This window comes from Rossellomorea aquimaris TF-12 (assembly GCF_001648555.1).
Classification (GTDB): domain Bacteria; phylum Bacillota; class Bacilli; order Bacillales; family Bacillaceae_B; genus Rossellomorea; species Rossellomorea aquimaris.
In genome coordinates this window covers 459,846-484,953 of the sequence record NZ_LQXM01000029.1, presented here as the reverse complement: position 1 = coordinate 484,953, position 25,108 = coordinate 459,846, and the positions used below count along the sequence as shown (strand labels likewise).

The window sequence follows — 25,108 nt, the reverse complement described above, 5'->3', positions numbered from 1 at the left end:
GGAGAAAGAATTTAGGAAGTGAATCATTGAAGATTAAAAGGAGGATACATGATGACAATTATAAAAAAAGATGTAGAAGCAATAAAGAATTTTATTAATGGGAAATGGATCGAATCTATTAGTTCCCAGTCCCTAGAAGTGTTAAATCCCGCTTCAAATGAAGAGATTGCTAGAGTTCCCATTTCAACAAAGGAAGATGTTGAAATGGCAGTAGTGGCAGCAAAAGAAGCATCGAAAACGTGGAAGAAAATCCCTGTTCCAAAGAGAGCACGCATCTTATATAAATATCACTCAATACTATCTGAAAACCATGAACAATTGGCAAAGTTAGTTGTTGAAGAGAATGGTAAATCGTTTAAAGAAGCATATGGAGAAGTACAGAGAGGGCTGGAATGTGTCGAATTTGCATGTGGAGCTCCAACTTTAATGATGGGGGAAACGCTCAGTGGAATAGCTGAAGAAATTGACTCTGAAATGTATCGTTATCCACTTGGAGTTGTTGCTGGTATTACACCATTTAATTTTCCGATGATGGTTCCACTTTGGATGTTTCCTCTGGCAATCGCATGTGGAAATACGTTTATTCTAAAACCTTCCGAAAGAACGCCGCTTCTTGCAAACCGCCTTGCAGAATTAATTACCGAAGCAGGTCTTCCTAATGGGGTCTTAAATATTGTTCATGGAGCACATGATGTAGTAAATGGAATTCTTCAACATAAAGACATAGCAGCGGTATCATTTGTTGGTTCACAGCCAGTGGCTAAATATGTATATGAACAAGCTGCATCCCATGGAAAGAGAGTTCAAGCACTTTCAGGGGCTAAAAATCATCATGTTGTCATGCCCGATGCAGATGTTAATAAAGCTGCCGATCATATTGTTAGTTCTGCATTTGGTAGTGCAGGACAAAGGTGTATGGCTTGTAGTGCAGTCGTTGTGGTAGGAGAGAATGAACCATTTATTCAAGCATTAAATAAAAAAGCAGATGAATTATGTATAGGAAATGGTATGGATGAAGAAGTTCTTCTAACACCTGTAATTCGAAAGGAGCACCGAAATAAAACTCTTTCTTATATAGAAAAAGGAGTCGAAGAAGGTGCATCCCTTATAAGAGATGGACGTAAAGAAATGGAAACCTTTAAAGATGGAAATTTCTTAGGCGCGACAATCTTTGACCATGTTTCTCCAAGTATGACGATTGCAAAAGAGGAGATTTTTGCTCCTGTATTAAGTCTTCTACGAGCCAGGGATCTTGATGAAGGATTGGAATACATTCGTCAATCCAGATATGGAAATGGAGCCACCATTTATACAAAGGATGCAAAGGCAGTAAGACAGTTCAGAGAAGAAGCCGATGCAGGTATGTTGGGAATTAATGTTGGAGTTCCAGCTACTATGGCATTTTTCCCTTTCTCAGGATGGAAGGATTCCTTTTATGGAGATATGCATGTTAACGGTAAGGATGGAGTGAATTTCTATACCAGAAAGAAAATGATTACTTCTCGTTTTGATTTCTAAGAAAAATAGTTTAGAAGGAGAGGGCATAATGAAAACAGAACATACGCAGGATAGCTGGTTGAAGCAGGATGAACAATTAATTTGGCATTCTATGAAGCCCTATAATCCAGAAGGAACTATGGTTGTGACTGAATCTAAGGGATCTTGGATAACGGATAAAGATGGTAATAAATTTTTAGATGGAATGGCTGGGTTATGGTGTGTGAATGTTGGTTACGGTCGAGAGGAATTGGCTGAAGCTGCCTATGACCAGCTTAAAAAAATGGCATATTTCCCTCTAACTCAAAGCCATCAGCCTGCCATACTACTTGCGGAAAAGTTAAATGAAATTCTTGGTGAAGAGTATGTCTTTTTCTTCTCCAATAGTGGATCAGAGGCCAATGAGACTGCTTTTAAAATTGCCAGACAGTATCATCAACAAAAAGGTGAGCATAGCCGTTATAAAATCATATCAAGGTATAGGGCCTATCATGGTAACTCGATGGGGGCACTTGCCGCTACAGGCCAAGCTCAGCGTAAATACAAATACGAACCATTAGCACCTGGATTTGTTCACATCCCTCCACCTGATTCGTATCGAGATCATTCTGAAGGCAAGGGAGCTTATGATCTTCCTGGAGTTCAAGCAATTGATAGAACGATGACTTGGGAGCTTAGTGAAACAGTGGCTGCAATGATTTTAGAACCGATCATTACAGGTGGTGGGATACTCGTTCCACAAGAAGATTATATGAAAGCTGCTAAAGAAATTTGTGAAAAACATGGAGCTTTAATGATTGTTGATGAGGTCATCTGTGGATTTGGTCGAACAGGAAAGCCGTTTGGATTTATGAATTATGATGTAAAGCCAGATATCATAACCATGGCTAAAGGAATCACAAGTGCCTACCTTCCTTTATCAGCAACAGCAGTTAAAAGGGAGATATATGAAGCTTTTAAAGGAACGGAGGAATATGATTATTTACGTCATATAAATACTTTTGGAGGAAATCCTGCTGCTTGTGCTCTAGCGTTAAAGAACATTGAGATCATGGAAAATGAGAAGCTTTTTGACCGTTCAAAAGAGCTAGGTGAACAAGCAATTAATACATTGAAAAATAAATTGCAAAAGCACCCATATGTTGGAGATGTACGTGGAAAGGGTCTGCTAATCGGAATCGAACTAGTAAAAGATAAAAGTACGAAAGAACCACTGGATGTAAACAAAGTGAATGAAGTCATACATTATTGTAAGCAAAAGGGTGTTATCATAGGAAAAAATGGGGCGACAGTTGCTGGATATAACAATGTATTAACTCTCTCACCTCCATTAAACATTGAGGTGGAGGATATAGAATTGTTATTAAAGTCGGTTGTAGAAGGTATTAGCCATTTAAATTAAAACACCTATTAAGTCTTGTAATTGTACCGTTTTAGGAGAGAAAATTAATAAAATCAGGCCAAATTCGTATGCGAATTTGGCCTGATTTTTTTTGATATATCATGTTAAAAACAACCATCTTTGCGAAAAGAGCCTTTAAAAAAAAAGGATAAACCATCCAATATATAGAATATTATCAATGCAACATTAAGAAAATATTTTGTTAATTGCTCCTTTTGATTATTGAAGAAGATTCCTCTATATTCTTGACAGCTTCTGAGGGACATTCCTCATAAATAATCAAAAATAAACGAAAACACACATAGAAAAGGTGGAATTTTCATGTCAATCGTATTTAAAGGGATTGATCACATTCAACTTGCAGGACCAAAGGGATGTGAAGAAGAAGCAAGAAAATTTTATAATGAAATTCTTGGATTAGAAGAAATTGCAAAGCCTGAAAACTTACAAGGAAGGGGAGGGTGTTGGTTTCAATTTGGTTCTCAGGAAATTCATGTTGGAGTACAAAAAGACTTTGTTCCAGCAACGAAGGCTCATCCGGGTTTACTCGTTTCTAATCTGGAAGAGCTTCGAGAAAGGCTGGTTGGAATGGGTGTGGAGGTTAAAGAGGATACTCCCATTAAAGGAAGAGATCGTTTTTTTGTATCGGACCCTTTTGGCAATCGAATTGAATTTTTAGAGTTTCAATAATGAAAATGTACCTCATGCACTTTCTATAAAACCTTTATGTGCATGAGGTTCCATCTAAAAATGATCAATCTCTAATTGGATGATTCACATGATCTTCAATTGGAGATTCTTCAGGAAGATCACTTGATGCCATTGGAACTTGCCTATTCTTGTATTCCAGAAAATCAGAAGAATAAATGGAAATCAATACTTGACCTCCTAAAACTCTTCCTCGAATAAGTAATGGCTGGTTGTAAGAGTTTCGAAAAGTAAAGTCAGGTCCATACCAGCTTACTGTTGCATCTCTACCTTTTGGTACATAATGTACTCCTTTTGAATGATGATAAAGTTCCACGATTTCTACTCCAGCATGATCAACTGCATTATATAAAGTTGAAGATACTTGACAAATTCCTCCTCCTATATCTTCAGAAAGTTCCCCTTTTACAATGACAGGTGCCTTCATATATCCTTTTGCTTTGGTTCGTTTCCCGACAACCTTATTAAACGAGAAAACTTCACCTGGAAAAACCACTGTATTATTAATTTTTTTGGTAGCTAGTTCAATGTTTTGTGAGCGTTCCTCGTTATGATTGTTAAAGTAAGTACGGTATTGACCAATTTTGACTGTTGAAATATTGGCAAGGAGTTCACTATCTACTTGTGGGTACACCATTAGAAGTGGAACCTTCACTACTTTTGACCCTTTTGAGTAGAAAAAGTCATTTAGATGTTCCATAAACTTGTGATGATGGAGTTTGTATCCAACTACTTCAGATTTTATTTGATTTCGATCATCTATATAGGCATTTTTTGGAGGCGTATATACTTGATGACTGATTTCAGAAGTTAATGACTCAACTTGATCATGATGAAGTATTGGAATATCCACTAACTCAATCATTAAATCCTTCTTCTCTACCGAAATGATGTTTTCTTCATCTAACAGAATATGTAATTGATCTGAACTGCTTTTAAGGGTAGGTATTGAAAGAAGACACAAAAAACCGAGTTTTAACCAAAGCATATGAATATCCTCCCTTCAGAGCTAGTATAAGGTTTCTAATGATCTTTCATGTAATAAAAGATAAATATCACATTACCAAAAATTGAGGGTTATGTATTACTAAATAATTCAGAAACTAAGGGAAAAAGAGGTTTGATTGAATGTGTTTATGAAAAAGAAAATCCTGATTACAATCTCTTGTGTTCTTATCGCTTTTTTAGGTGAAGTGGAAGGAGGTATAAAAGCGAGAGAGAATGCTCCAAGGCCAAGTTTTTCAATAGAAATAATACCTTGGAGCACGGTTAACGAAATGATTCCCAATAAAACCTATTTTACGATCATTGATGTTGAAACTGGTTTACAATTTGATGTTCAAAGAAGGGCAGGCAGTAAACATGCAGATGTACAGCCTGTTACGGAGAAGGATACAGAAATCATGAAGAAAATTTTTGGAGGGAAATGGAGCTGGGATCGGAGAGCAATACTCGTAAAATTCAATGATCAATTAATATCTGCATCGATGAATGGGATGCCTCATGGGGCAGGAGCATTAGATAATGGATTTCCTGGTCATTTCTGTGTTCATTTTTATGGAAGTACAACTCATAAGACTCCTATACCTGATCTTGCTCATAAAATCATGATCCTCAAAGCTGGAGGGGAATTGCATCGGTATTTGTATGGAATGGATCCTTATGAATTAGTAAAAGTGATGGAAGTGGCCATTAATCAGAGAGAAGAAAAACTTCTCTCGCAAGTTATGATTAGTCGTAAAGGACTATCTAAGAAAATCTTAAAGGAAATGGATCATGTTGAAATAACTTATCGGTCTTTACTCCCATCAGAGGATATATACGCGTATTTCGGAATTGAGGTTAAAGCTAAGATGACATGGGTTCATGATCATCAGGTTAAAAGAAATGATGTAGTATTGTTCATTCGCAGAGACACTCCAGAGGATCAATGGAAGATCGATGGTCATGCCTTGCTTCATAGTCTAGATAAACAAAATTGAATCTTTCACGATCATTTCTAACATTATTTACCTCAAGTGGAGAAAAGAAATATTTATAATATGTTTTTTTCTTTTGGAACAGGGAAAATGATAGATAAATGAATCGTGGAGGGAACATAACCGATGTTTGAGGTTGTAATTAAATTAATTAAAGAACTTGGAATGTGGGGATTATTTGCGGGAAATGCAATCGAAGCTTCTTCCTTACCATTCCCAGGAGCTCTTGTTACGTTGACATATGGCTACCTTTTGGATCCATCATGGTCAAAACTAATTATCTTAGCGGTTTCAAGTAGTTTAATTTATACGGTTTTTAGCTACATTCCATATGGAATTGGATACAAACTAAAAGATAAACTGAAAGAAAAGACGAGCTCCAAGAAGATTGCAAAAGGACAAAAATGGTTTCGTAAATGTGGTTTATGGAGTATTGCCATAACTAGACCTTTAGGAATCGGTAATTACGTATCATATGTAGCAGGTATAAGTAAAGTAAACATGTGGAAGTTTGGAGCACTAACCTTCATCGGTATTTTCCCTGTAACCTTCGCGATGCTAGTTGTCGGTAAGAACGGAAATCTAAAATCAGTGCAATCACTAATGAGTAATATCCAAACATATTTAATAGTTGGTTTAGGTGTCATTTTGGTTGGCTATTTAGTTTATAAATATGTATACAAGAAAAAAGAAGAAGACGTTGAAAACGATGGTAAAAACAGTTGTCTTAAAGATGCAGGCTCTTTAGTAAAACAAACAAAATAAAAGAAAAAATGATAAAAATGATTTCTTTCGTAAAAGATATCTCAAAAGAGGAGGTATCTTTTTATGACATATTATCAAGGTGAAATTCTAAAAGGTTTGTTTCAAGAAGACAATGTCTTTACGGTACAAGAAATAAAACATTTTCAAACGGAAACGATTTTAGGAGAGAAGCAATTACACGCCCTTTGTCACTATTTGAAAAATCACGATCAGGATGAACAAGGTCAAGTAATAACACTAAATGACCAAATGCTCATCCCCATTCAATCACATGAAATACACCAACTACTAAATGATCTTGAAAACATACTATCTGGTCAGGTTCGTTCCTAGAATTATGAGGGACGGACCTTCTTTGGCTTTCATATTGAAAACCCTCAGTTCAATCTATTTCACACTACTTTCCTCAATCTACTAAATGCTTCACAAGGTTTTGTTATGATATAATGAATAGTCGAGATTAGTAGATTTCCGTGGAAAGGTTTGATTATAACCCATGACTCAATATACTCCAATGATAAAGCAATATCTTCAGGTAAAGGCAGAATACCAGGATGCCTTTTTATTTTTTCGTTTAGGAGATTTTTATGAAATGTTCTTTGATGATGCCATTCGAGCGTCTCAAGAACTTGAAATAACTTTAACGAGCCGTGATGGTGGTGGGAAAGAACGTATTCCTATGTGTGGTGTTCCCTATCATTCAGCTCCTAATTACATAGAGCAATTAATTGATAAAGGCTATAAAGTAGCAATTTGCGAGCAAACCGAGGATCCTAAACAAGCAAAGGGAGTTGTTCGACGAGAGGTTGTTCAACTTATTACTCCAGGTACTGTAATGGATGGGAAAGGGTTAAATGATAAAGAAAATAACTATATTGCTTCCATTTCAAATTTTGAAGATCAAACGTATGGACTGGCTTATAGCGATTTAACAACTGGTGAAACAAAGGTTACTCTTATTACAGGAGGACTCACCTCTTTATTAAACGAATTATCCACGATTGGGGCAAAAGAAGTTGTCATTCACCCTGATCTTGAAGAAGAATTCCAAGTGAAACTGAATGAACGAAACGATATCACTCTTTCATTTGAAAAAGAAAGTACAATTGCCCATGAGTTTTTACATTTAGTATCAGCTCTTTCTCAAGAAAAGCTTAAAAAAACGTCAGCCCAACTCTTGCATTATTTATTTCGTACTCAAAAGAGAAGTTTAGATCATTTACAAGCAGTAGATACGTATGAAATCCATGAATTTATGAAGATGGATTACTATTCAAAACGAAATTTAGAGCTTACTGAAACCATTCGTTCAAAAGGTAAAAAAGGCTCCCTTCTATGGTTACTGGATGAGACTATGACGGCCATGGGGGCCCGTCTTTTAAAACAATGGGTAGATCGACCATTAATACAAAAAGAAGCAATTGAAAAACGACAAAAAGTGGTAGAAGTACTCCTTCAACGATATTTTGAGCGACAAGATCTAAGAGAGCATCTAAAAGAAGTTTATGATTTGGAGAGACTTGCGGGACGTGTTGCCTTCGGTAATGTTAACGCAAGAGATCTTATTCAACTTAAAAAATCATTGCAGCAAGTTCCTGTTTTAAAGCATCTAGTTGCAACCCTTGAAAATGATGCAATGAATGAACTGTTGGAAAAGTTAGATCCCTGTGAAGATCTAACCGATATACTGGAACAAGCTTTAGTGGATAATCCACCTCTTACGATAAAAGAAGGCAGTCTCATTAGAGATGGTTATCACGAAGAACTGGATCAATTCCGTGATGCAAGCAGGAATGGAAAGTCATGGATTGCACAGCTTGAGCGAGATGAAAGAGAACGAACGGGTATTCGATCATTAAAAGTAGGATTTAACCGTGTATTTGGTTATTATATCGAGGTAACAAGAGCGAACCTTCAGCACCTTGAAGAGGGTCGTTATGAAAGAAAACAAACCTTAACGAATGCTGAGCGCTTTATCACTCCTGAATTAAAAGAAAAGGAATCCCTTATTCTTCAAGCAGATGAGAAAAGTGTCGACTTAGAATATGAGTTATTTAGTGAAATCCGTGAAAGAGTTAAGGAGTATATACCAAGACTCCAAAAGCTTGCTAAGTTGGTAAGTGAACTTGATGTCCTTCAATGTTTTGCTACTGTAAGTGAAAACCGACATTACTCCAGACCATCCTTTAATGAAGAAAGACGCATCGTATTGAAGGAAGGGCGCCACCCAGTAGTAGAAAAGGTAATGGGAGCACAGGAGTATGTACCAAATGAATGTTATATGGATGCAGAAAGAGAAATCTTACTCGTTACGGGTCCAAACATGTCTGGTAAAAGTACTTATATGAGACAAGTAGCATTAACGAGCATCCTTGCTCAAATCGGCTGCTATGTTCCTGCAAGTGAAGCCAACTTACCAATCTTTGATCAGGTCTTCACTCGTATTGGTGCAGCGGATGACCTTATTTCTGGCCAAAGCACATTCATGGTTGAAATGCTTGAAGCAAAAAATGCCATAGTAAATGCAACACAATCAAGCCTAATTTTATTTGATGAAATTGGACGTGGGACGTCAACTTACGATGGAATGGCTTTAGCTCAAGCGATAATAGAATATATACATGAACATATTGGAGCCAAAACTCTTTTCTCTACCCATTATCATGAGTTAACAGTCCTTGAAGAAGAGCTTCTAAGATTGAAAAATGTACATGTTAGCGCAATGGAGCAAAATGGTAAACTCGTTTTCCTTCATAAAATAAAAGAAGGTGCTGCTGATAAGAGCTATGGAATTCATGTAGCAGAATTAGCACAACTACCAAAATCTCTTATTAACAGAGCCAATGAAATCCTATTACAACTTGAGAAAAAGGAAGAACCTGTAGTTTCTAAAAAAGTACCGGAAACTAAAAAATCCAGTCAAATGGTAGACCACTCTCGGGACGAAATAGCTCAGCTATCATTCTTTGCTTCTGATCAAAAAGAAACAAAGGGAACCTCCCTGTCGGCTAAAGAGAGAAAAGTAGTAGAAGAATTTAAACAGCTTGATATTTTAGAAATGACTCCACTAGATGCAATGAATATTCTCTACGGGATACAAAAAAAATTAAAGTATTAAAGGAGGTGAAACTGTGGTGAAAATATTTCAACTTGACGATTCTCTTTCCAATAAGATTGCAGCAGGTGAGGTTGTAGAAAGACCTGCATCTGTAGTAAAAGAGCTACTGGAAAATAGTATAGATGCCAATGGAACTGTTATCGAAATTCACATAGAAGAAGCAGGTTTAAATTCCATTCGAATTATTGACAACGGAGATGGTATTGAGGAAGAAGATGTAAAAACAGCCTTTAAACGCCATGCTACTAGTAAAATTAAAGATGAAAATGATCTCTTTCGAATACGAACGTTAGGATTTAGAGGAGAAGCACTTCCTAGTATAGCTTCTGTTTCCCATTTCACTTTAAAGTCGAGTACGGGGGACGGACCTGGGACTTGGATAGAACTTGAAGGTGGGGTAATTAACACGTTTGAACATACATCCTCTCGAAAAGGGACGGATATCACAGTTTCACAGCTGTTTTTCAATACACCTGCTCGTTTGAAATATATGAAAACAATTCATACTGAGCTAGGGAACATAACCGATGTCGTCAATCGGATTGCCTTAGCCCATCCAACCGTATCAATCAAATTACTGCATAATGGCAAATCTCTTCTTCATACAAATGGGAACGGAGATGTTCTTCAAGTACTTGCTGCGATCTACGGTGTTGGAATTGCAAAAAAAATGGTGCCAATTGAAATGACTTCGCTAGATTTTAAAGTGAAAGGATACATTTCATTGCCTGAAATAACGCGTGCTTCTAGAAATTATATCTCAACGATGATCAATGGCCGATTTATCAAAAACTATTCTTTAGCAAAAGCCATTGGAGAGGGATACCATACCCTTCTTCCAATAGGGAGACATCCAATCGTATTGTTAAATATTGAAATGGACCCAATACTTGTGGATGTGAATGTTCACCCTTCAAAAATGGAAGTGCGGATTAGTAAGGAAAACGAATTAAATACGTTAGTAACGGATGGAATCAAGAAGATATTTAAAGGGAAGGAACTTATTCCCTCAGGTGCAACGACACCTAAAGCGCTGCAGACAAAATCAGAACAGACCTTTATGAGCTTGGATCATTCAGCATTATCAGAACCCAAAGCTAAGCAAAATTTCACACATTCCTTTTCGTCAGTGAAAGAACCATTGCTGCCAAAAGAAGATATGAAAAGGATATATGTAACTGAGGAAGATGTGGAAGAAAATGATCGTAGTGGAGAAGCTCGCTATACACTGGATGAGTTCTCTACACCTAGTAGTGGTTACCAAATTGAAAACACGAAAACCGATGAATCTTCTACTCATTCTGATTATGAAGAAACAGAGGATGAAAAGAACCCGACTCGGGTTCCACCTCTTTATCCGGTTGGACAAATGCATGGGACCTATATTCTTGCTCAAAATGATCGTGGTCTTTACATTATTGACCAACATGCAGCACAAGAACGTATAAAATATGAGTTTTTCAAAGAGAAAGTAGGAGACGTTGCAAAGGAACTTCAAGAATTATTAGTGCCTTTAACTCTGGAGTTTTCAACAGATGAGTATATAAAAATCAATGAACATCGGGGCCTACTTGAAGACGTTGGTGTATTTCTTGAAGAGTTTGGGCATAACAGTTTTATTGTGCGTGCTCATCCACAATGGTTTCCAAGTGGAGAAGAACAAGAGACGATTGAAGATATGATACAACAGGTATTAAAAATGAATCGAGTAGATATTAAAAAACTTAGAGAAGAGGCAGCCATCATGATGAGCTGTAAAGGCTCAATAAAAGCGAATCATCATTTACGTAATGAAGAGATGCTTGCCTTACTCGATGAACTTAGAAGAACTACAGACCCATTTACATGTCCTCATGGTAGACCAATCATTATTCATTACTCTACCTATGAAATGGAAAAAATGTTTAAACGAATCATGTAATCAAATAGAAAAAAAGCAGATTGAAAAGAATTCAATCTGCTTTTTTTATTTAGGCTTTTTTCGAAAAACTAAATAGGAATAAATCTAAATTTGATATACTTATAGAAAGAATGTTGAAAAAGGAATGTGGTCTATGGTAAAACGAATATCTCTTTTGCTAGGTCCAACCATAATGATTTTCCTTGGTATTCAAATCTATCAGAATGTACCTTTAACTTTTATACTGTTTTATGGCTGGTTAGCGTTTTTTCCTATGATAGAGATAATGAGAAAAACGTATATACCAACACTATTAGAATTGAAACGAGAACAAATGGTTGTAGGGTTAATGAGTGGGCTAGTCGCATTTATTCTGATATTCGGAAGTGCTTTTTTCCTATTAAATCATTTTTTTGAAGTGCAATCTGTGAAACAATTACTAAATGATTGGGGTTTTTCAGGTCATTATAATTGGTACCTTGTTGTCTTTTTAATTGTATTAAACCCTATTTTTGAAGAGATCTACTGGCGTGATTATATGTTAAATAAGTTAAGAGTAACCATTAGTATGAGGAAAGTGGTACTCATAACATCATTTTTTTATTGTTTATATCATTTATTAACATTAATCCCTTTAATGAATTGGCCACTCAATATATTTGCTGTCATCCCTGTATTTTTAGGCGGAGTGATCTGGGCTTATTTTCGATTAAAATTTAATAGTATTTCAACGAGTATTCTGAGTCATAGTCTTGCTGATGGAGGAATTATGTTCGTTTATATCATTTTTTTAAATTAATAGACAGTAATATCATTATGTAAACTAAGAATTAATTGGTGATAGATAAAGGGATTTTCCACAAATTGTTTAATTTATATAATAAGAGAATGTAAGCGTTTTATTTTTTGGAAGGATGATGAATGTGATTGAACTTGAAACATCGGTAAAAAATGATGTAGTAGAAGAAACATATCTTAAACCATCCTATCGTGTAGATAAAAGACAGTTCACAGAGAAAGAATACAATAAATTTGTTACATTGAATGGAGTAAGGGATTGGTCGACCTTAACCTGGAAAGAGGTAGGAAAGCCTTACGAAGTAAGGAGCTTTTCTAAAGAGAAAAAAGAATGGGAATCTGAACATGGAAGCTCTCTTCCTGTTCATACTTCATGGGAAATGTTCAATCGCTCTTTTCATGAATGGTTTGTAAAGGACGTTCCAGCTGAATTAAACGAGAGCAGGAGTCGATTTTTGAGCAGTGCCTTGAAATTAAATATGAAGGAAACGAAGTCGGCTTTGGGAGATCATTTACGTCTGCATTTATGGAATTATGTTCATAGAATTCAAGATGGGGTCTGGGATCCTCGCGGAAAGAGAGCATTATTTAGTGGCTTAGATGTAACGAAGCCTAAAATATTATTCCTAGGTGCAGCAGAAGGTTATGAAGCCATGCAGCTTGCTGCTATGTACCCGGGGAGTGAGATTGTGATGGTAGATTATGATCCATTCTGTCGGGATACTCGATACAAAGACTTCCCTGAAACGTATCCATTCCTAGGAGAAAATCCTTCAACAAGCAGCTATAAAGTATATTATAAAAATGACTTTCCCACATCATACGTTGTCGAGGATATACGAAATTTATCCTTTGGAAAAGAATTCGATATTGTCCTTAGCGTTGGACTTCTTGAACATTTTCCTGATGAATACAAACCTGAAGTCGTGGAGTGGCACCGTAAATTTTTAAAACCTAATGGGTACATGATTTTAACGACTCCAAGAGCTCAAGTTAAATCGAAAATTTATTATGAAGTAATGGCTGATGTTATGAATCATACTTACAGAGAGCTAATGACGATTGAACAAATGGGCATGTATTTATATGAAAATGGAGTAGATATTCTAAAGCATGGATTCATTAAAGTTCATAATGGAATAATTGGAAAAGCTCGTTAATAGGAAAAGCTTTCGATTGGTTATAACCAATTGAAAGCTTTTTTTTTGAAATGAAAACAAAGTTTTAAAAAACATATTGAAAATCATCTATTTTAGTGTAAAATTACACAAAAAGGATAAAGTTGGGTGATTTGGAAATGGAGTTAGCAAAAACAAAAAAGTTAAGGTTGTGGTTCATTTTTTGTATCATATTCTCTTATTCCTTGTTCTTTATTTTTAGCTATCAATCGAAAGAGTCAGAAAATGTTATAACAGATGTAGGTAAACTCATGCCAACTAAGATTAAGAAAATAGTTAAAGGAAATGAAGAAAATAGTATAGTGAAAACAATACATGAAGCCAATGAAAAAAATATGAAAATATCAATTGCTGGAAAAAGACATAGTCAAGGTGGTCACACGTATTATCGAGATGGAGTCGTACTGGATATGACGGAATTCAACAAAATTTTGAAGGTAGATACAGAGCAAAAAACGGTTCATGTTCAAAGTGGAGCGACATGGGATGATATTCAAAAAGCTGTAAATCCTCATCACCTTGCTGTGAAGGTGATGCAGTCTCAAAATATTTTTACCGTAGGGGGATCTCTTTCCGTTAATGTGCATGGGCGTGATATTCGTAATGGCTCACTCATTGAAACAGTTAACTGGTTTCGTTTACTAAAGCCTGACGGAGAAGTGATAAAAGTATCCAGGGAGAAAAATAGTGAGTATTTTCCATTAGTCATTGGTGGCTATGGGTTATTTGGAGTCATCCTCGACGTCGAGCTTCAACTTACGGATGATGAACTCTATTCATTGAAAACAGAGGAATTTAAGTATGATGAATACGAAGGATATTTTAAAGAGAACGTGTTAGGGAACGAGAAAGTGAAAATGCACTTAGCCCGTTTGTCAACTGCGCCTGATACATTTCTTTCAGAAATGTATTCCACAGATTACCTCATAACGGATCAAAAAGAATTAGAACCATATAATCAAGAACTTAAAGAAGATAGTATGACGTTTTTAACAAAATTTTTGCTTGGACTTTCCAGAGATTTCGATTGGGGGAAAGATGCATTTTGGAATATGCAAAAATCCTATTTTCGTGATAAGGACGGTTATCTGGAAACAAGAAACAATGTAATGCGTTCAGAATCAGAGTTTTTAGAATATGAAGGGAAGAGCGATACTGATATTCTCCAAGAATATTTTATTCCCATCGATCAATTTGAAGAATATATTGATGAGTTGAGAGTGTACCTTGAAGACGAAAACATTAATTTAATGAATATAACCGTTCGTTATGTAGATCACAACGAAGATGCGTTAATGTCTTTTGCAAAGGAAGATATGTTTGCTCTTGTACTTCTAATTAATCAAGATATGAGTGAAGAGGCTAAATTGGAAACAGGAGATTGTATACGAGGAATGATTGATATCACATTAAAGTATGGGGGGAGCTATTACCTTCCTTACTATGAATATCCTGCTAAAGACCAAATGATCAAAGCTTATCCATACTCGGAAGAATTTTTTAACAAAAAAAGAAATTTTGATCCAAATGAGAGGTTTGTGAATGAATTTTATGAGGAGTATGGTATATGAAATGGTTTATATGGTCTCAAAGTTTTGCCATGATGGCTGCAAGTGTGTCCTTTCCATTCTATTTGCTGTTTATACAAAATATAGGAAGATCATTTACTAGTTTTGGATTTGCTTATGGCTTGTTTACATTAAGTGCTGCCGTATGTCACTTGTTTATTGGGAGATTAGCAGACAGAATCGGAGGAGGAAAACTTCTTGTCGTATACTCCTTTGGTATGAGCCTATTATTTTTATTTATTCCTGTAATGGATTCTATTATTGAAGTATACATAATTCAAGTAGTTCTCGGCCTCTTGGGTGCGTTGCAAAAAACTAGTGAAAAAATCGTCATTAGTGATGTAACCGAAAGGAAAAAGAAAGGTGTCATAATTGGAAACTATCATTTTTGTACCTCTCTGCTGGCAAGTGCAGCTGTAATGGGAACTGGATTTTTAATCGATTATTTTACCATAACCATCATCTTTTATGGTTGTTCAATCTTTTTTCTTTTGAGTGGATTAATACTAGTCCACCATGGTTCAATGTTCAATCAATCTGTAGCAAAGGAAAGTTAGTTGGATTTTCAATTTGTATCAGATAAGGATAGATGTCCCCCCTTAACCTTATTTGGTAAGAAAGAAGGAATTCTTGGTAGAAAAGGCTAATATTAAACAAGAAGATGTTTTCAGAAAATTCCATTAATAAAACAGGGGGATAAATAATGACTGGAGGGTTAGAGCTTCAACAACAAAAAAGAAAAAAGAGGCTTAAAATCACGTTATGGGCTGCAGGTATCACCATTTTTACAATGCTTGGGATCCTAATGACAGCAAACTTTTACATAGAGCGTTCATTACCTGTTACGTCTGGAACCATTTCATTATCAGGGTTATCAGAAGATGTTGAAGTTATTCGTGACAGGGATGGGGTTCCCCATATACTAGCTGAAAATCAAAGAGATCTTTACATCGCACAGGGGTATGTACAAGCTCAAGATCGATTATTTCAAATGGATCTAAGTAGAAGACAAGCTTCTGGAGAGCTCAGTGAAGTGGTTGGTGAGAAAACAGTGGAAAGGGATAAATTCTTCCGAACATTAGGTTTAAGAAGAGCTGCTGAGGTCTCGTACATTGCTTATCCTGAAGAAGGTAAACAACTATTACAATGGTATGCAGATGGTGTGAATGCATACATGGAAGAGGCAAGGAAAGAAGGAAGATTGCCAATTGAATTTACGCTATTAGGATATAAGCCTACAAAATGGTCACCAGTAGACTCCCTTACAATTGGAAAGTATATGGCCTTTGATTTAGGTGGACATTGGCAAGGACAGGCCTTTAGATACTGGGCTTTAGAAAATCTTTCTGAAGAAAAAGCATATGATGTATTCCCAACATATCCAAAAGGTGCACCTACCATTCTTTCCGATATTGGTGGACTTGAAATAGACCTCGGTCAATCATTTGCAAGTGCTATTATTCCACCGGAATTTAATGGGAGTAATAATTGGGTCGTCAGTGGAGATAAAACAACCAGTGGGAAACCATTGCTTGCAGATGACCCACATCTCTCTTTAGGCACACCTTCCATTTGGTATCAAATGCATCTGGAATCCCCTGAAGTAAATGTAAGTGGAGTTATCTTTGCAGGGATTCCTGGAATTATTTTAGGTCATAACGAACAAATAGCATGGGGCGTAACCAATACAGGTCCGGATGTACAAGATTTATACGTGGAAAAACAAAATCCAGAAGACTCTTCCCTGTTTCTGTACAATGAAAATTGGGAGAAGGCTACTATTATATCGGAACCAATCAATATAAAGGACGAAAAAACTATTCCATATGAAGTAACAATAACAAGACATGGTCCGGTTATTTCAGAATTCGCACATCAAAATGATAGTGAAAAGGTTCTTTCCATGAGGTGGACTGCCCTTGATCCAAGCCTTGAGCTCCTAGCCATTATTAACATCAACAAAGCAAAGGATTGGGGTGAGTTTGAAGAAGCGTTAAAGGATTTCCATGTTCCTACCCAAAATTTCGTATTTGCAAGTAAAGATGGGACCATTGCATACAAAGCGAATGGAAAAATTCCCATTCGAAAAAAGGGAGATGGACTACTACCAGTGCCAGGCTGGGATCCTGACTATGAATGGCAAGGGTTTATTCCATTCGATGAACTTCCTACAATTGTTAATCCCAAATCTGGCTTTGTAGCAACCGCTAATAACAAAGTTGTTACTGACGAATATCCTTATCACATCAGTCATCACTGGGCACAACCTTATCGATACATGAGAATCGCAGAATTCTTGGAAGATCGAAATGACTTAACTATTGAAGATATGCAAAGTCTTCAAATGGACCAACTAAACTTACATGCAAGAGAATTCGTCCCGATTTTATTAGAAGATCTTAATGAAAGTGGCCTTTCATCAATAGAAAAGGACGTACTGAAGGTTATAGAACAGTGGAACTATCAAGATGATAAAGAACAAACGGCTCCTCTTCTATTTCATCAATGGATGAATGAGATCTCAAGTGAACTCTTTAAAGATGAAATACCGGATGAAATGATGAAGCTCTTTGAAGGAAGGCAAAGTGTAGTAGATGAATTAATTCGCAATGCCCATAATGGGGAGCCATCTCAATGGTTTGCGGACCGTGGAGGGTATGAAGAATTTTTAACATCAACATTTTCACAAGCGATTGGTGAGTTAGAAGAGGCATACGGATCTTCGATGGATTCCTGGAAATGGGGAGACTATCACAAGGTGTACTTTGAACACCCATTATCAGGTGCATCTCCCGTATTAAAATGGTTTTTTAACAATAAAGAACCAATTCCTGTTGGTGGCAGCAGGGTAACCGTTGAGGCTGCAAGCTATAATAAGAACGGAATTGTGAATCACGGTGCATCATGGAGATTCGTGATGGACACTGAGGATATGACTAATGGATATCATATTGTTGGTCCTGGTCAATCTGGACATTACAAAAGTACATGGTATGACAATCAAATTGAGGCATGGGTAAACGGTACTTATCACAAAACGTCCATTGGTGATCAACCTGAAAAAGATAGCCTCATTTTAAAAGCTATAGAATAGTTTCGATAATAAACCTGCTTGATATTAATCAAGCAGGTTTATTACTTTCTATCAAAAAGGTTGCTATGAAAAAAATATAAAATTTTATCAGTATGAATGCATTGAGAAATTGGCGAGTTTTATAGGACAATCATTTGGGTAAAGTGGCATCTAAGTGACTGTTTCCACAGAAAAATAAACTGCCTAGTCATGTCGACATTTTAAAGGAATATCTTATGGCAACTATTTTCAAATTATTAAGAACACTACTTTCATGAATAATCATCAAACATTTGGACATACTGACAAGATGTGATTTATCAACGGTTAATATTATGGTACGATAATATGTAATGGTGTTGAATGATTTACATAGAAAGCAGTGAACGTATGTCAAATGAATCGAAAGAAAAGGTTATTGTACTTATTGGTCCAACCGCTGTTGGAAAAACAAATACAAGTATCCAACTTGCCGAACAATTTGATGGAGAAATCATTAGCGGTGACTCCATGCAAATTTATAGAAGGATGGATATTGGGACAGCTAAAATCACAAAGGAAGAAATGAACAATATTCCACATCATTTATTGGATATAAAGGAACCACAAGAATCATTTTCAGTAGCCGAATTTCAGCAACTTGTAAGAAAGAAGATTACTGAAATTCATTCAAAAGGTCATATTCCAATAATTGTTGGAGGAACGGGACTTTATATTCAATCTGTGCTGTACGATTATCAATTTACAGAGACACCTGGAGATGAGGAGTATCGTATTCACCTTGAAGAAGAAGTCAAGAGGTATGGGAATGAATGGCTTCATACCAAACTTTTAGAAACAGATTCCGAAGCTGGAAAGAGTATACATCCTAATAATGTTAGGAGAGTTATTAGGGCTTTGGAGATTTATCATTGTACAGGTAAAAAGATGTCTGAATTCCAAGCAGAACAAAAACAAGAGCTTTTATATGATATCGCTTTAATCGGGTTAACAATGGACCGAGATTTGCTTTATGGGAGAATCAATGATCGTGTAGATTTAATGATGAACCAAGGGTTATTAGAAGAAGTAAAATCTCTTTATGATGAAGGACTAAAATCAGCTCAATCTGTACAAGCCATTGGCTATAAAGAACTTTTTGAGTACCTAGACGGAGAAGTCAGTTTAGAGCGGGCCATAGAAAATTTAAAGCAAAATTCTAGAAGGTATGCCAAGCGTCAGCTCACATGGTTTCGAAACAAGATGGATGTCACTTGGTATGATATGACGAATAAAGAGGAACATCCTAAAATTATTAAAGAGATTTCTGATTTTATTGCAGGAAAGCTTCACTTAAAGTCGAATAAGTAAAAGTAGAGAGAGAAGAGGAGGACTAAATATGAAACAATCCATTAATATCCAAGATCAGTTCCTTAATCAATTACGGAAAGACAATTCATTAGTAACGGTGTTCCTTTTAAATGGTTTCCAAATTCGTGGTCAAGTGAAAGGTTTTGACAACTTTACAGTGTTATTTGAAACTGAAGGGAAGCAGCAGCTCGTTTATAAGCACGCTATTTCTACTTTCGCTCCACAGCGAAATGTTCAGATAAACTTTGAAAATCAAGAAGCATAGTTCCACTAATAAGTAAGTTAATAAAGGCTGCCCAACGGGCAGCTTTTTTTATTTTCCCTCCCTATATTTATAAGGAATGGAAGCTAGATCTATGAGAATTAATTAATGAAAAGCTTACTAGTTGAATAGGATGATATGAGAGACTTATTGCAGCACTTAAAGGGAGCGGTAAAGGAGGATATATGGGGGAAATCATAAAGCCTCGAAAATTCACAAATCATGCATGTGGAACTCCAAATTACCGTGTCTATAATTGAATTATTTCTCGGGAAAGCGCATGAATTGACAGAATCCTCCCTAATTGTCGAAAAATGAAATGATGAAATATAGGCGTTTGTCACGCAAACACCTTCGATGCGTATACTGTCTGTAGAATAGCGAGGTGATACCTTTGGATCAACCAATGAGAATGAAAAATAACGGACAAATTAGTATTGTATTAAACTCTCAGAAGCGAACGTCCATCCGAGATACGTTAAGGACTGAAGCCATTCCTCAAACGTTTCCTCTTGAGCATATGGCCTTAAAGGAAATAGAAGAGGAGTTAGGGAGTTTAGTTGGAATGGAAGAAATGAAAAAAATGGTTAAGGAAATCTATGCATGGATTTATGTGAATAAGAAACGGGAAGCGATGGGGCTTAAAGCGGGTAAACAGGCCCTTCATATGATGTTCAAAGGGAATCCAGGTACAGGGAAAACCACCGTTGCCAGAATCATTGGAAAACTATTCCTGAAGATGAATGTTTTATCGAAGGGGCATTTAATTGAAGCAGAGAGAGCTGATCTGGTAGGGGAATATATTGGTCATACAGCTCAGAAAACAAGAGATCTTATTAAAAAAGCTTTAGGAGGTATATTGTTTATTGATGAAGCCTATTCTTTAGGTCGTGGTGGAGAGAAGGACTTTGGAAAAGAAGCAATCGATACTTTAGTAAAACATATGGAAGATAAACAGCATGATTTTATTTTAATTCTCGCAGGGTATTCGAGAGAAATGGAACATTTTTTAACCTTAAATCCAGGATTGCAATCCCGATTTCCACTGGTTTTTCATTTTCCAGATTATTCAGTAGATCAACTTATGGAAATAGGAAAAAGAATGTTGGATGAAAAGGAGTATATATTAAGTCATGATGCTGAACGGAAGATAAGGGAACATCTTCATATAGCAAAAACTAGTTTATCACCAATGGCATTTTCTAACGGAAGGTATGTAAGAAATGTATTGGAAAAATCTATCCGAGCACAAGCAATGAGGCTGTTAATGGAAAATTGTTATAATCGGCATGATTTATTAACTATTCGAAGCAATGACCTTAATTTTTCTAAAGGGAATTCTGAATGAACATACTTATATACACTACATTGTCAATCATGCAATGGTGTATGCCACGATATATAATAGATGAAATAAAAAATGCATTCATATATGAATGCATTTTTTATTTCATTAAATATACTTGATATTAAACTAGTGCATAAATTTCTTTAAGAAGTATAAATGAAAAGGGTTAACAGTAATATACGAGAAGGCTCATTCTTTGAAAAAACAGTCATTAAACATGTGCTCTTAAACTTCTATTTGGTAATCTCCATTTATATAGGAACGAAAGTACGCGTAAAGTAGTTGAAATAATAAACAAAGCATAAAGTTCAAAGGCCGAATGAACTAAACCTAATCCTATAGCAGCACCACACATGATGGCCCAAACAGCATAAATCTCTGAACGAAGGACAAGCGGTTTTCTTCCTGCAAGAAGGTCGCGTACGATTCCTCCGCCACTTCCAGTTAGAACAGCTGCCACAATGATTGCACTAATTGGATGATTCATTTCAGATGCATAAAGAGCTCCTTGTATGGCAAAAGCTGATAGACCAATGGCATCGAAAAAGTTTCCCCATTTTCTCCAATGCTTTAAAAGATTATTTGGGAAAAGGAAAACAGCTGTGATGGAAAGAAGGGCAATTTGAAATAGCATCCCTTGCTCCCAAAGTGCAGAGATAGGTACTCCAATCAACAAGTTTCTAATGGCACCTCCACCAAAAGCGGTCACAATCCCTAATATATAAACACCTAAAATATCATATTCCTCTTCCATAGCAATGATAGCTCCTGAAACGGCAAAAGCAATGGTTCCAATAATACTTAATACTTCCCACGTCATATACATTCCTCCTAACCCGTTACAATCTGCTACATTACTATATGTAGGATGCTGAATGTGTGAAGTTCTTTAATCAAACATACTGATTTTAACACGAATATAATCAATTGCAACCATTTTCGGTTTCTTTTTACATAGAGTTTACAAGGTAATTTTGATATGATGAAGAATATAATGAAATCCAAAGAAAGAAGGATGTTGAGTGAAGAACGATTCCAGAGAAAAAGTCATACTTGTTGGGTGTCAGCTTGAAGAGGATGACTTGCGTTTTCAATATAGCTTGGGGGAATTAAAAGAGTTGACTGAAACAGCTCAAGGGAAAGTCGTAGCAACTCTTTTTCAAAAGCGAGATCGAATACATCCCAGTACATATATAGGAAAAGGAAAAGTAGAAGAATTGGTTCTTTTAGAGGAGCAATTAGAGCCTGATATCATCATATTTAATGATGAATTATCACCAAGTCAGATTCGGAATTTATCAAAGGACTTGGATGCAAGAGTAATTGACCGAACTCAATTAATATTAGATATATTTGCCCAGCGTGCGCGTTCAAGAGAAGGGAAATTGCAAGTGGAACTGGCTCAACTTCAATATTTGCTTCCTAGGTTAATTGGTCAAGGAGCTTCCTTATCAAGACTTGGAGGAGGTATTGGTACAAGAGGACCTGGTGAAACAAAATTAGAGAGTGATCGACGCCATATCCGTAGAAGAATCGATGATATCAAGGGTCAGCTACAAACGATTGTTGAGCATCGTGAACGATATCGAGAAAGAAGAAAGCGTAATAAAACATTTCAAGTTGCTCTTGTAGGATACACAAACGCTGGGAAGTCTACTTTATTTAACCGTATTTCGATTGCGGATTCTTTTGAAGAAAATCAGCTTTTTGCTACATTAGACCCTATGACCAGAAAAATGGTCATTCCGAGTGGATATACCACATTACTTACAGATACAGTAGGGTTCATTCAAGATTTACCTACATCTTTAGTAGCTGCTTTTCGATCTACTTTGGAAGAAGTTAAGGAAGCAGACCTTTTATTACATATAGTGGATAGCTCAAATCCTGATTACAAGCAGCATGAAGAAACAGTTCAATCATTATTGAAGGATTTAGATATGATAGGAATGCCACAGCTTACCGTTTACAATAAAAGTGATTTAATTCACCATGAATTTGTTCCAGATAGTGATTCAGAACGGATCATTATTAGTGCCTTAAATGACAATGATCGAAACAGGCTTCTTCAAAAGATTGAAGAAATTGTGAAGCGTCAAATGTCTATCTATCATGTCCTGATTCCTGCACATGAAGGAAAGCTTCTTTCACAATTAAAGCAAGAAACCATTTTAACAAAGCTTGAATTTATAGAAGAAGCACAACAATACGAATTGACAGGGTATAACTTAGAGGATCATCCGATCGCAGGAAGCATCAAGAAATTTCAACCGTAGAAAGGAAACATGAGAATATGTTTGAACAACTGGTACATGGAGAAGAATTAAAGCCATTAGTTAAAAAAGTAGAGAGTAGTATTCGTCCATTACACCAACAAATAGACGAGCGAGCAGAAAGTAATCAATTTAAGGTATTAAAGTCCTTTCAAAATCATCGTGTAAGTGATTCCCATTTCATTCCATCAACAGGGTATGGGTATGATGACATCGGGAGGGATACGCTGGAAAGTATTTATGCAGATGTTTTTGGAGGGGAAGCTGGTTTAGTGAGACCTCAAATTATATCAGGAACCCACGCCATCTCGATTGCTTTATTTGGTGTACTAAGACCTGGAGATGAGTTGGTCTACATAACTGGAAAGCCATACGATACGTTAGAAGAAATTGTAGGGTTACGAGGGAATGGAACAGGTTCGTTAAAAGACTTTCAAATTGAGTATCAAAGTGTGGATTTAAACGCGAGTGGTAAAGTCGATTTTGACGAAGTAGGAAAGGTGATTTCCTCAAAAACCAAAATGATTGGAATTCAACGTTCAAAAGGATATGCCAATCGTCCCTCATTTACAATAGAAGAAATTAGAGAAATGATTTCATTTGTTAAAGAAATAAATCCGGAAATAGTTGTTTTTGTTGATAATTGTTACGGTGAATTTGTGGAAGGTTTAGAACCTTGCCACGTAGGAGCAGATTTAATCGCAGGCTCTCTGATTAAAAATCCAGGCGGTGGCTTAGCCAAAACCGGTGGCTATATAGTAGGGAAGAAAAAACTGGTTGAGGCTTGCTCCTATCGGATGACGTCTCCTGGCATTGGAGCCGAAGCCGGTGCATCACTTTACAGCTTACAAGAAATGTATCAAGGGTTCTTTCTTGCCCCTCATGTTGTCTCACAATCATTAAAGGGGGCAGTTTTCACATCTGCGTTATTAACGGAACTTGGAATGAACACAAATCCTAAACCGGATGCTACTAGAACAGATTTAATTCAGTCCATTCAATTTGATGACAAGGAAAAAATGATTGCATTTTGTCAGTCTATACAATTTTCATCCCCAATAAATTCGCACTTTACCCCGTATCCCAATTATATGCCTGGATACGAAGACGATGTAATTATGGCTGCGGGTACATTTATCCAAGGTTCAAGCATAGAACTATCAGCGGATGGACCGATAAGACCACCATACGTGGCGTATGTTCAAGGCGGATTAACCTATTCACATGTAAAAATTGCTGTTTGTACGGCTTTAGATAATTTAATAGAAAAAGGTTTAATCAAGATTAGGAACGGATAATATAATACTAATTGGATAGTCTAAAATCGACTATCCTTTTCTTTTGATTATTTATGTTAGATTTTCTAACATTTGATTGACAGAACTCCTGACATTACATATAATAAGAGCATGAAGGAAAAGAAAAGGAGGAATCGAGATGAGTGGAAGTGAAATTCGTCGAACCATGGCATTATTTCCAATAAGCATTGTCATGCAGCTTACGGACTTAACAGCTCGTCAGATTCGGTACTACGAAGAGCATCAACTGATAACTCCTGCACGAACAGAGGGAAATCGCAGGCTCTTTTCCTTGAATGACATTGATAAGTTATTAGAAGTGAAGGATCTGTTAGATCAAGGTGTAAATATGGCAGGTATTAAGAAGATATTCTCTGTATCTGTTCATAATGAAAACAAAGTAGTATCTGACGTAAGTAGTGAAAAGGAAGAAAAAGCACGACAAGATCTATCTGACGATGAGCTGCGGAAATTGCTTCGCAATGAATTAATGCATTCTGGACGATTTAAACGGGCTTCATTACGTCAAGGTGACATGTCTCGCTTTTTTCATTAATAAATAAGCTTTAATAAACTTGAGGAGGAATTACG

21 protein-coding genes are annotated in these 25,108 nt (G+C 36.3%); 19 read left to right on the top strand and 2 right to left on the bottom strand.

Annotated features, from left to right (window positions below; genetic code table 11):
- The first annotated feature begins 51 nt into the window (after positions 1-51).
- The 3 genes from IQI_RS15985 to IQI_RS15975 all read left to right on the top strand — a co-directional run bounded on the left by IQI_RS15985 (position 52) and on the right by IQI_RS15975 (position 3,589).
- Positions 52-1,518, top strand: a complete 1,467-nt coding sequence (locus IQI_RS15985) for a CoA-acylating methylmalonate-semialdehyde dehydrogenase (RefSeq protein ID WP_064093621.1) — start codon at positions 52-54, stop codon at positions 1,516-1,518.
- A gap of 28 nt (positions 1,519-1,546) precedes the next feature.
- Complete coding sequence (locus IQI_RS15980; protein ID WP_064093620.1) at positions 1,547-2,899, top strand: aspartate aminotransferase family protein; 1,353 nt, start codon at positions 1,547-1,549, stop codon at positions 2,897-2,899.
- 321 nt (positions 2,900-3,220) lie between these two features.
- On the top strand, positions 3,221-3,589 hold the full coding sequence (locus IQI_RS15975) for a VOC family protein (protein WP_064093619.1): 369 nt from the start codon (positions 3,221-3,223) through the stop codon (positions 3,587-3,589).
- A 64-nt stretch (positions 3,590-3,653) separates the two neighbouring features.
- On the opposite strand, the gene IQI_RS15970 is transcribed toward IQI_RS15975, so the two are convergent.
- The gene (locus IQI_RS15970) at positions 3,654-4,595 is read right to left on the bottom strand and encodes a VanW family protein (protein WP_064093618.1); all 942 of its coding nucleotides are present in this window, start codon (positions 4,593-4,595) and stop codon (positions 3,654-3,656) included.
- 136 nt (positions 4,596-4,731) lie between these two features.
- Between IQI_RS15970 and IQI_RS15965 the strand changes: the two genes are divergently transcribed.
- The 13 genes from IQI_RS15965 (at position 4,732) to spoVK (ending at position 20,946) form a co-directional block, all read left to right on the top strand.
- Entirely contained in the window at positions 4,732-5,589 is an 858-nt protein-coding gene (locus tag IQI_RS15965; RefSeq protein WP_082892761.1) for a hypothetical protein, read from the top strand.
- A 123-nt stretch (positions 5,590-5,712) separates the two neighbouring features.
- Entirely contained in the window at positions 5,713-6,351 is a 639-nt protein-coding gene (locus IQI_RS15960; protein ID WP_064093617.1) for a DedA family protein, read from the top strand.
- A 63-nt stretch (positions 6,352-6,414) separates the two neighbouring features.
- The gene (locus IQI_RS15955; protein WP_064093616.1) at positions 6,415-6,684 is read left to right on the top strand and encodes a hypothetical protein; all 270 of its coding nucleotides are present in this window, start codon (positions 6,415-6,417) and stop codon (positions 6,682-6,684) included.
- A 163-nt stretch (positions 6,685-6,847) separates the two neighbouring features.
- Positions 6,848-9,469: a DNA mismatch repair protein MutS gene (gene mutS / locus IQI_RS15950; RefSeq protein ID WP_064093615.1), complete on the top strand. Its 2,622-nt coding sequence runs from the start codon at positions 6,848-6,850 to the stop codon at positions 9,467-9,469.
- A gap of 13 nt (positions 9,470-9,482) precedes the next feature.
- A complete protein-coding gene (gene mutL / locus IQI_RS15945) occupies positions 9,483-11,390 on the top strand; it encodes a DNA mismatch repair endonuclease MutL (protein WP_064093614.1) in 1,908 nt (635 codons plus the stop codon).
- 133 nt (positions 11,391-11,523) lie between these two features.
- Positions 11,524-12,168, top strand: a complete 645-nt coding sequence (locus tag IQI_RS15940) for a CPBP family intramembrane glutamic endopeptidase (RefSeq protein ID WP_064093613.1) — start codon at positions 11,524-11,526, stop codon at positions 12,166-12,168.
- A 124-nt stretch (positions 12,169-12,292) separates the two neighbouring features.
- A complete protein-coding gene (locus IQI_RS15935; protein ID WP_231893442.1) occupies positions 12,293-13,327 on the top strand; it encodes a class I SAM-dependent methyltransferase in 1,035 nt (344 codons plus the stop codon).
- Between the two features lie 137 nt (positions 13,328-13,464).
- Positions 13,465-14,916, top strand: coding sequence for an FAD-binding oxidoreductase (locus tag IQI_RS15930; RefSeq protein WP_064093611.1), 1,452 nt, complete (start codon positions 13,465-13,467; stop codon positions 14,914-14,916).
- Entirely contained in the window at positions 14,913-15,470 is a 558-nt protein-coding gene (locus IQI_RS15925) for an MFS transporter (protein ID WP_064093610.1), read from the top strand. The genes IQI_RS15930 and IQI_RS15925 overlap by 4 nt, the downstream gene beginning before the upstream one ends.
- A gap of 146 nt (positions 15,471-15,616) precedes the next feature.
- The gene (locus IQI_RS15920; protein ID WP_064093609.1) at positions 15,617-18,007 is read left to right on the top strand and encodes a penicillin acylase family protein; all 2,391 of its coding nucleotides are present in this window, start codon (positions 15,617-15,619) and stop codon (positions 18,005-18,007) included.
- Between the two features lie 369 nt (positions 18,008-18,376).
- A complete protein-coding gene (gene miaA / locus IQI_RS15915; RefSeq protein WP_064093912.1) occupies positions 18,377-19,336 on the top strand; it encodes a tRNA (adenosine(37)-N6)-dimethylallyltransferase MiaA in 960 nt (319 codons plus the stop codon).
- A gap of 28 nt (positions 19,337-19,364) precedes the next feature.
- Complete coding sequence (gene hfq, locus IQI_RS15910) at positions 19,365-19,601, top strand: RNA chaperone Hfq (protein ID WP_064093608.1); 237 nt, start codon at positions 19,365-19,367, stop codon at positions 19,599-19,601.
- Positions 19,602-19,992: 391 nt separating this feature from the next.
- Positions 19,993-20,946, top strand: coding sequence for a stage V sporulation protein K (gene spoVK, locus IQI_RS15905; RefSeq protein WP_064093607.1), 954 nt, complete (start codon positions 19,993-19,995; stop codon positions 20,944-20,946).
- 211 nt (positions 20,947-21,157) lie between these two features.
- On the opposite strand, the gene IQI_RS15900 is transcribed toward spoVK, so the two are convergent.
- On the bottom strand, positions 21,158-21,766 hold the full coding sequence (locus IQI_RS15900) for a trimeric intracellular cation channel family protein (RefSeq protein WP_064093606.1): 609 nt from the start codon (positions 21,764-21,766) through the stop codon (positions 21,158-21,160).
- Between the two features lie 202 nt (positions 21,767-21,968).
- Here IQI_RS15900 and hflX point away from each other — a divergent pair, with 202 nt between their 5' ends.
- The 3 genes from hflX (at position 21,969) to IQI_RS15885 (ending at position 25,073) form a co-directional block, all read left to right on the top strand.
- A complete protein-coding gene (hflX, locus tag IQI_RS15895) occupies positions 21,969-23,222 on the top strand; it encodes a GTPase HflX (protein ID WP_064093605.1) in 1,254 nt (417 codons plus the stop codon).
- 17 nt (positions 23,223-23,239) lie between these two features.
- Positions 23,240-24,517 (top strand): methionine gamma-lyase family protein, encoded by a 1,278-nt coding sequence (locus IQI_RS15890; protein WP_064093604.1) that lies wholly within the window; start codon positions 23,240-23,242, stop codon positions 24,515-24,517.
- 139 nt (positions 24,518-24,656) lie between these two features.
- A complete protein-coding gene (locus IQI_RS15885) occupies positions 24,657-25,073 on the top strand; it encodes a MerR family transcriptional regulator (RefSeq protein WP_064093603.1) in 417 nt (138 codons plus the stop codon).
- The last annotated feature ends 35 nt before the right edge of the window (positions 25,074-25,108 follow it).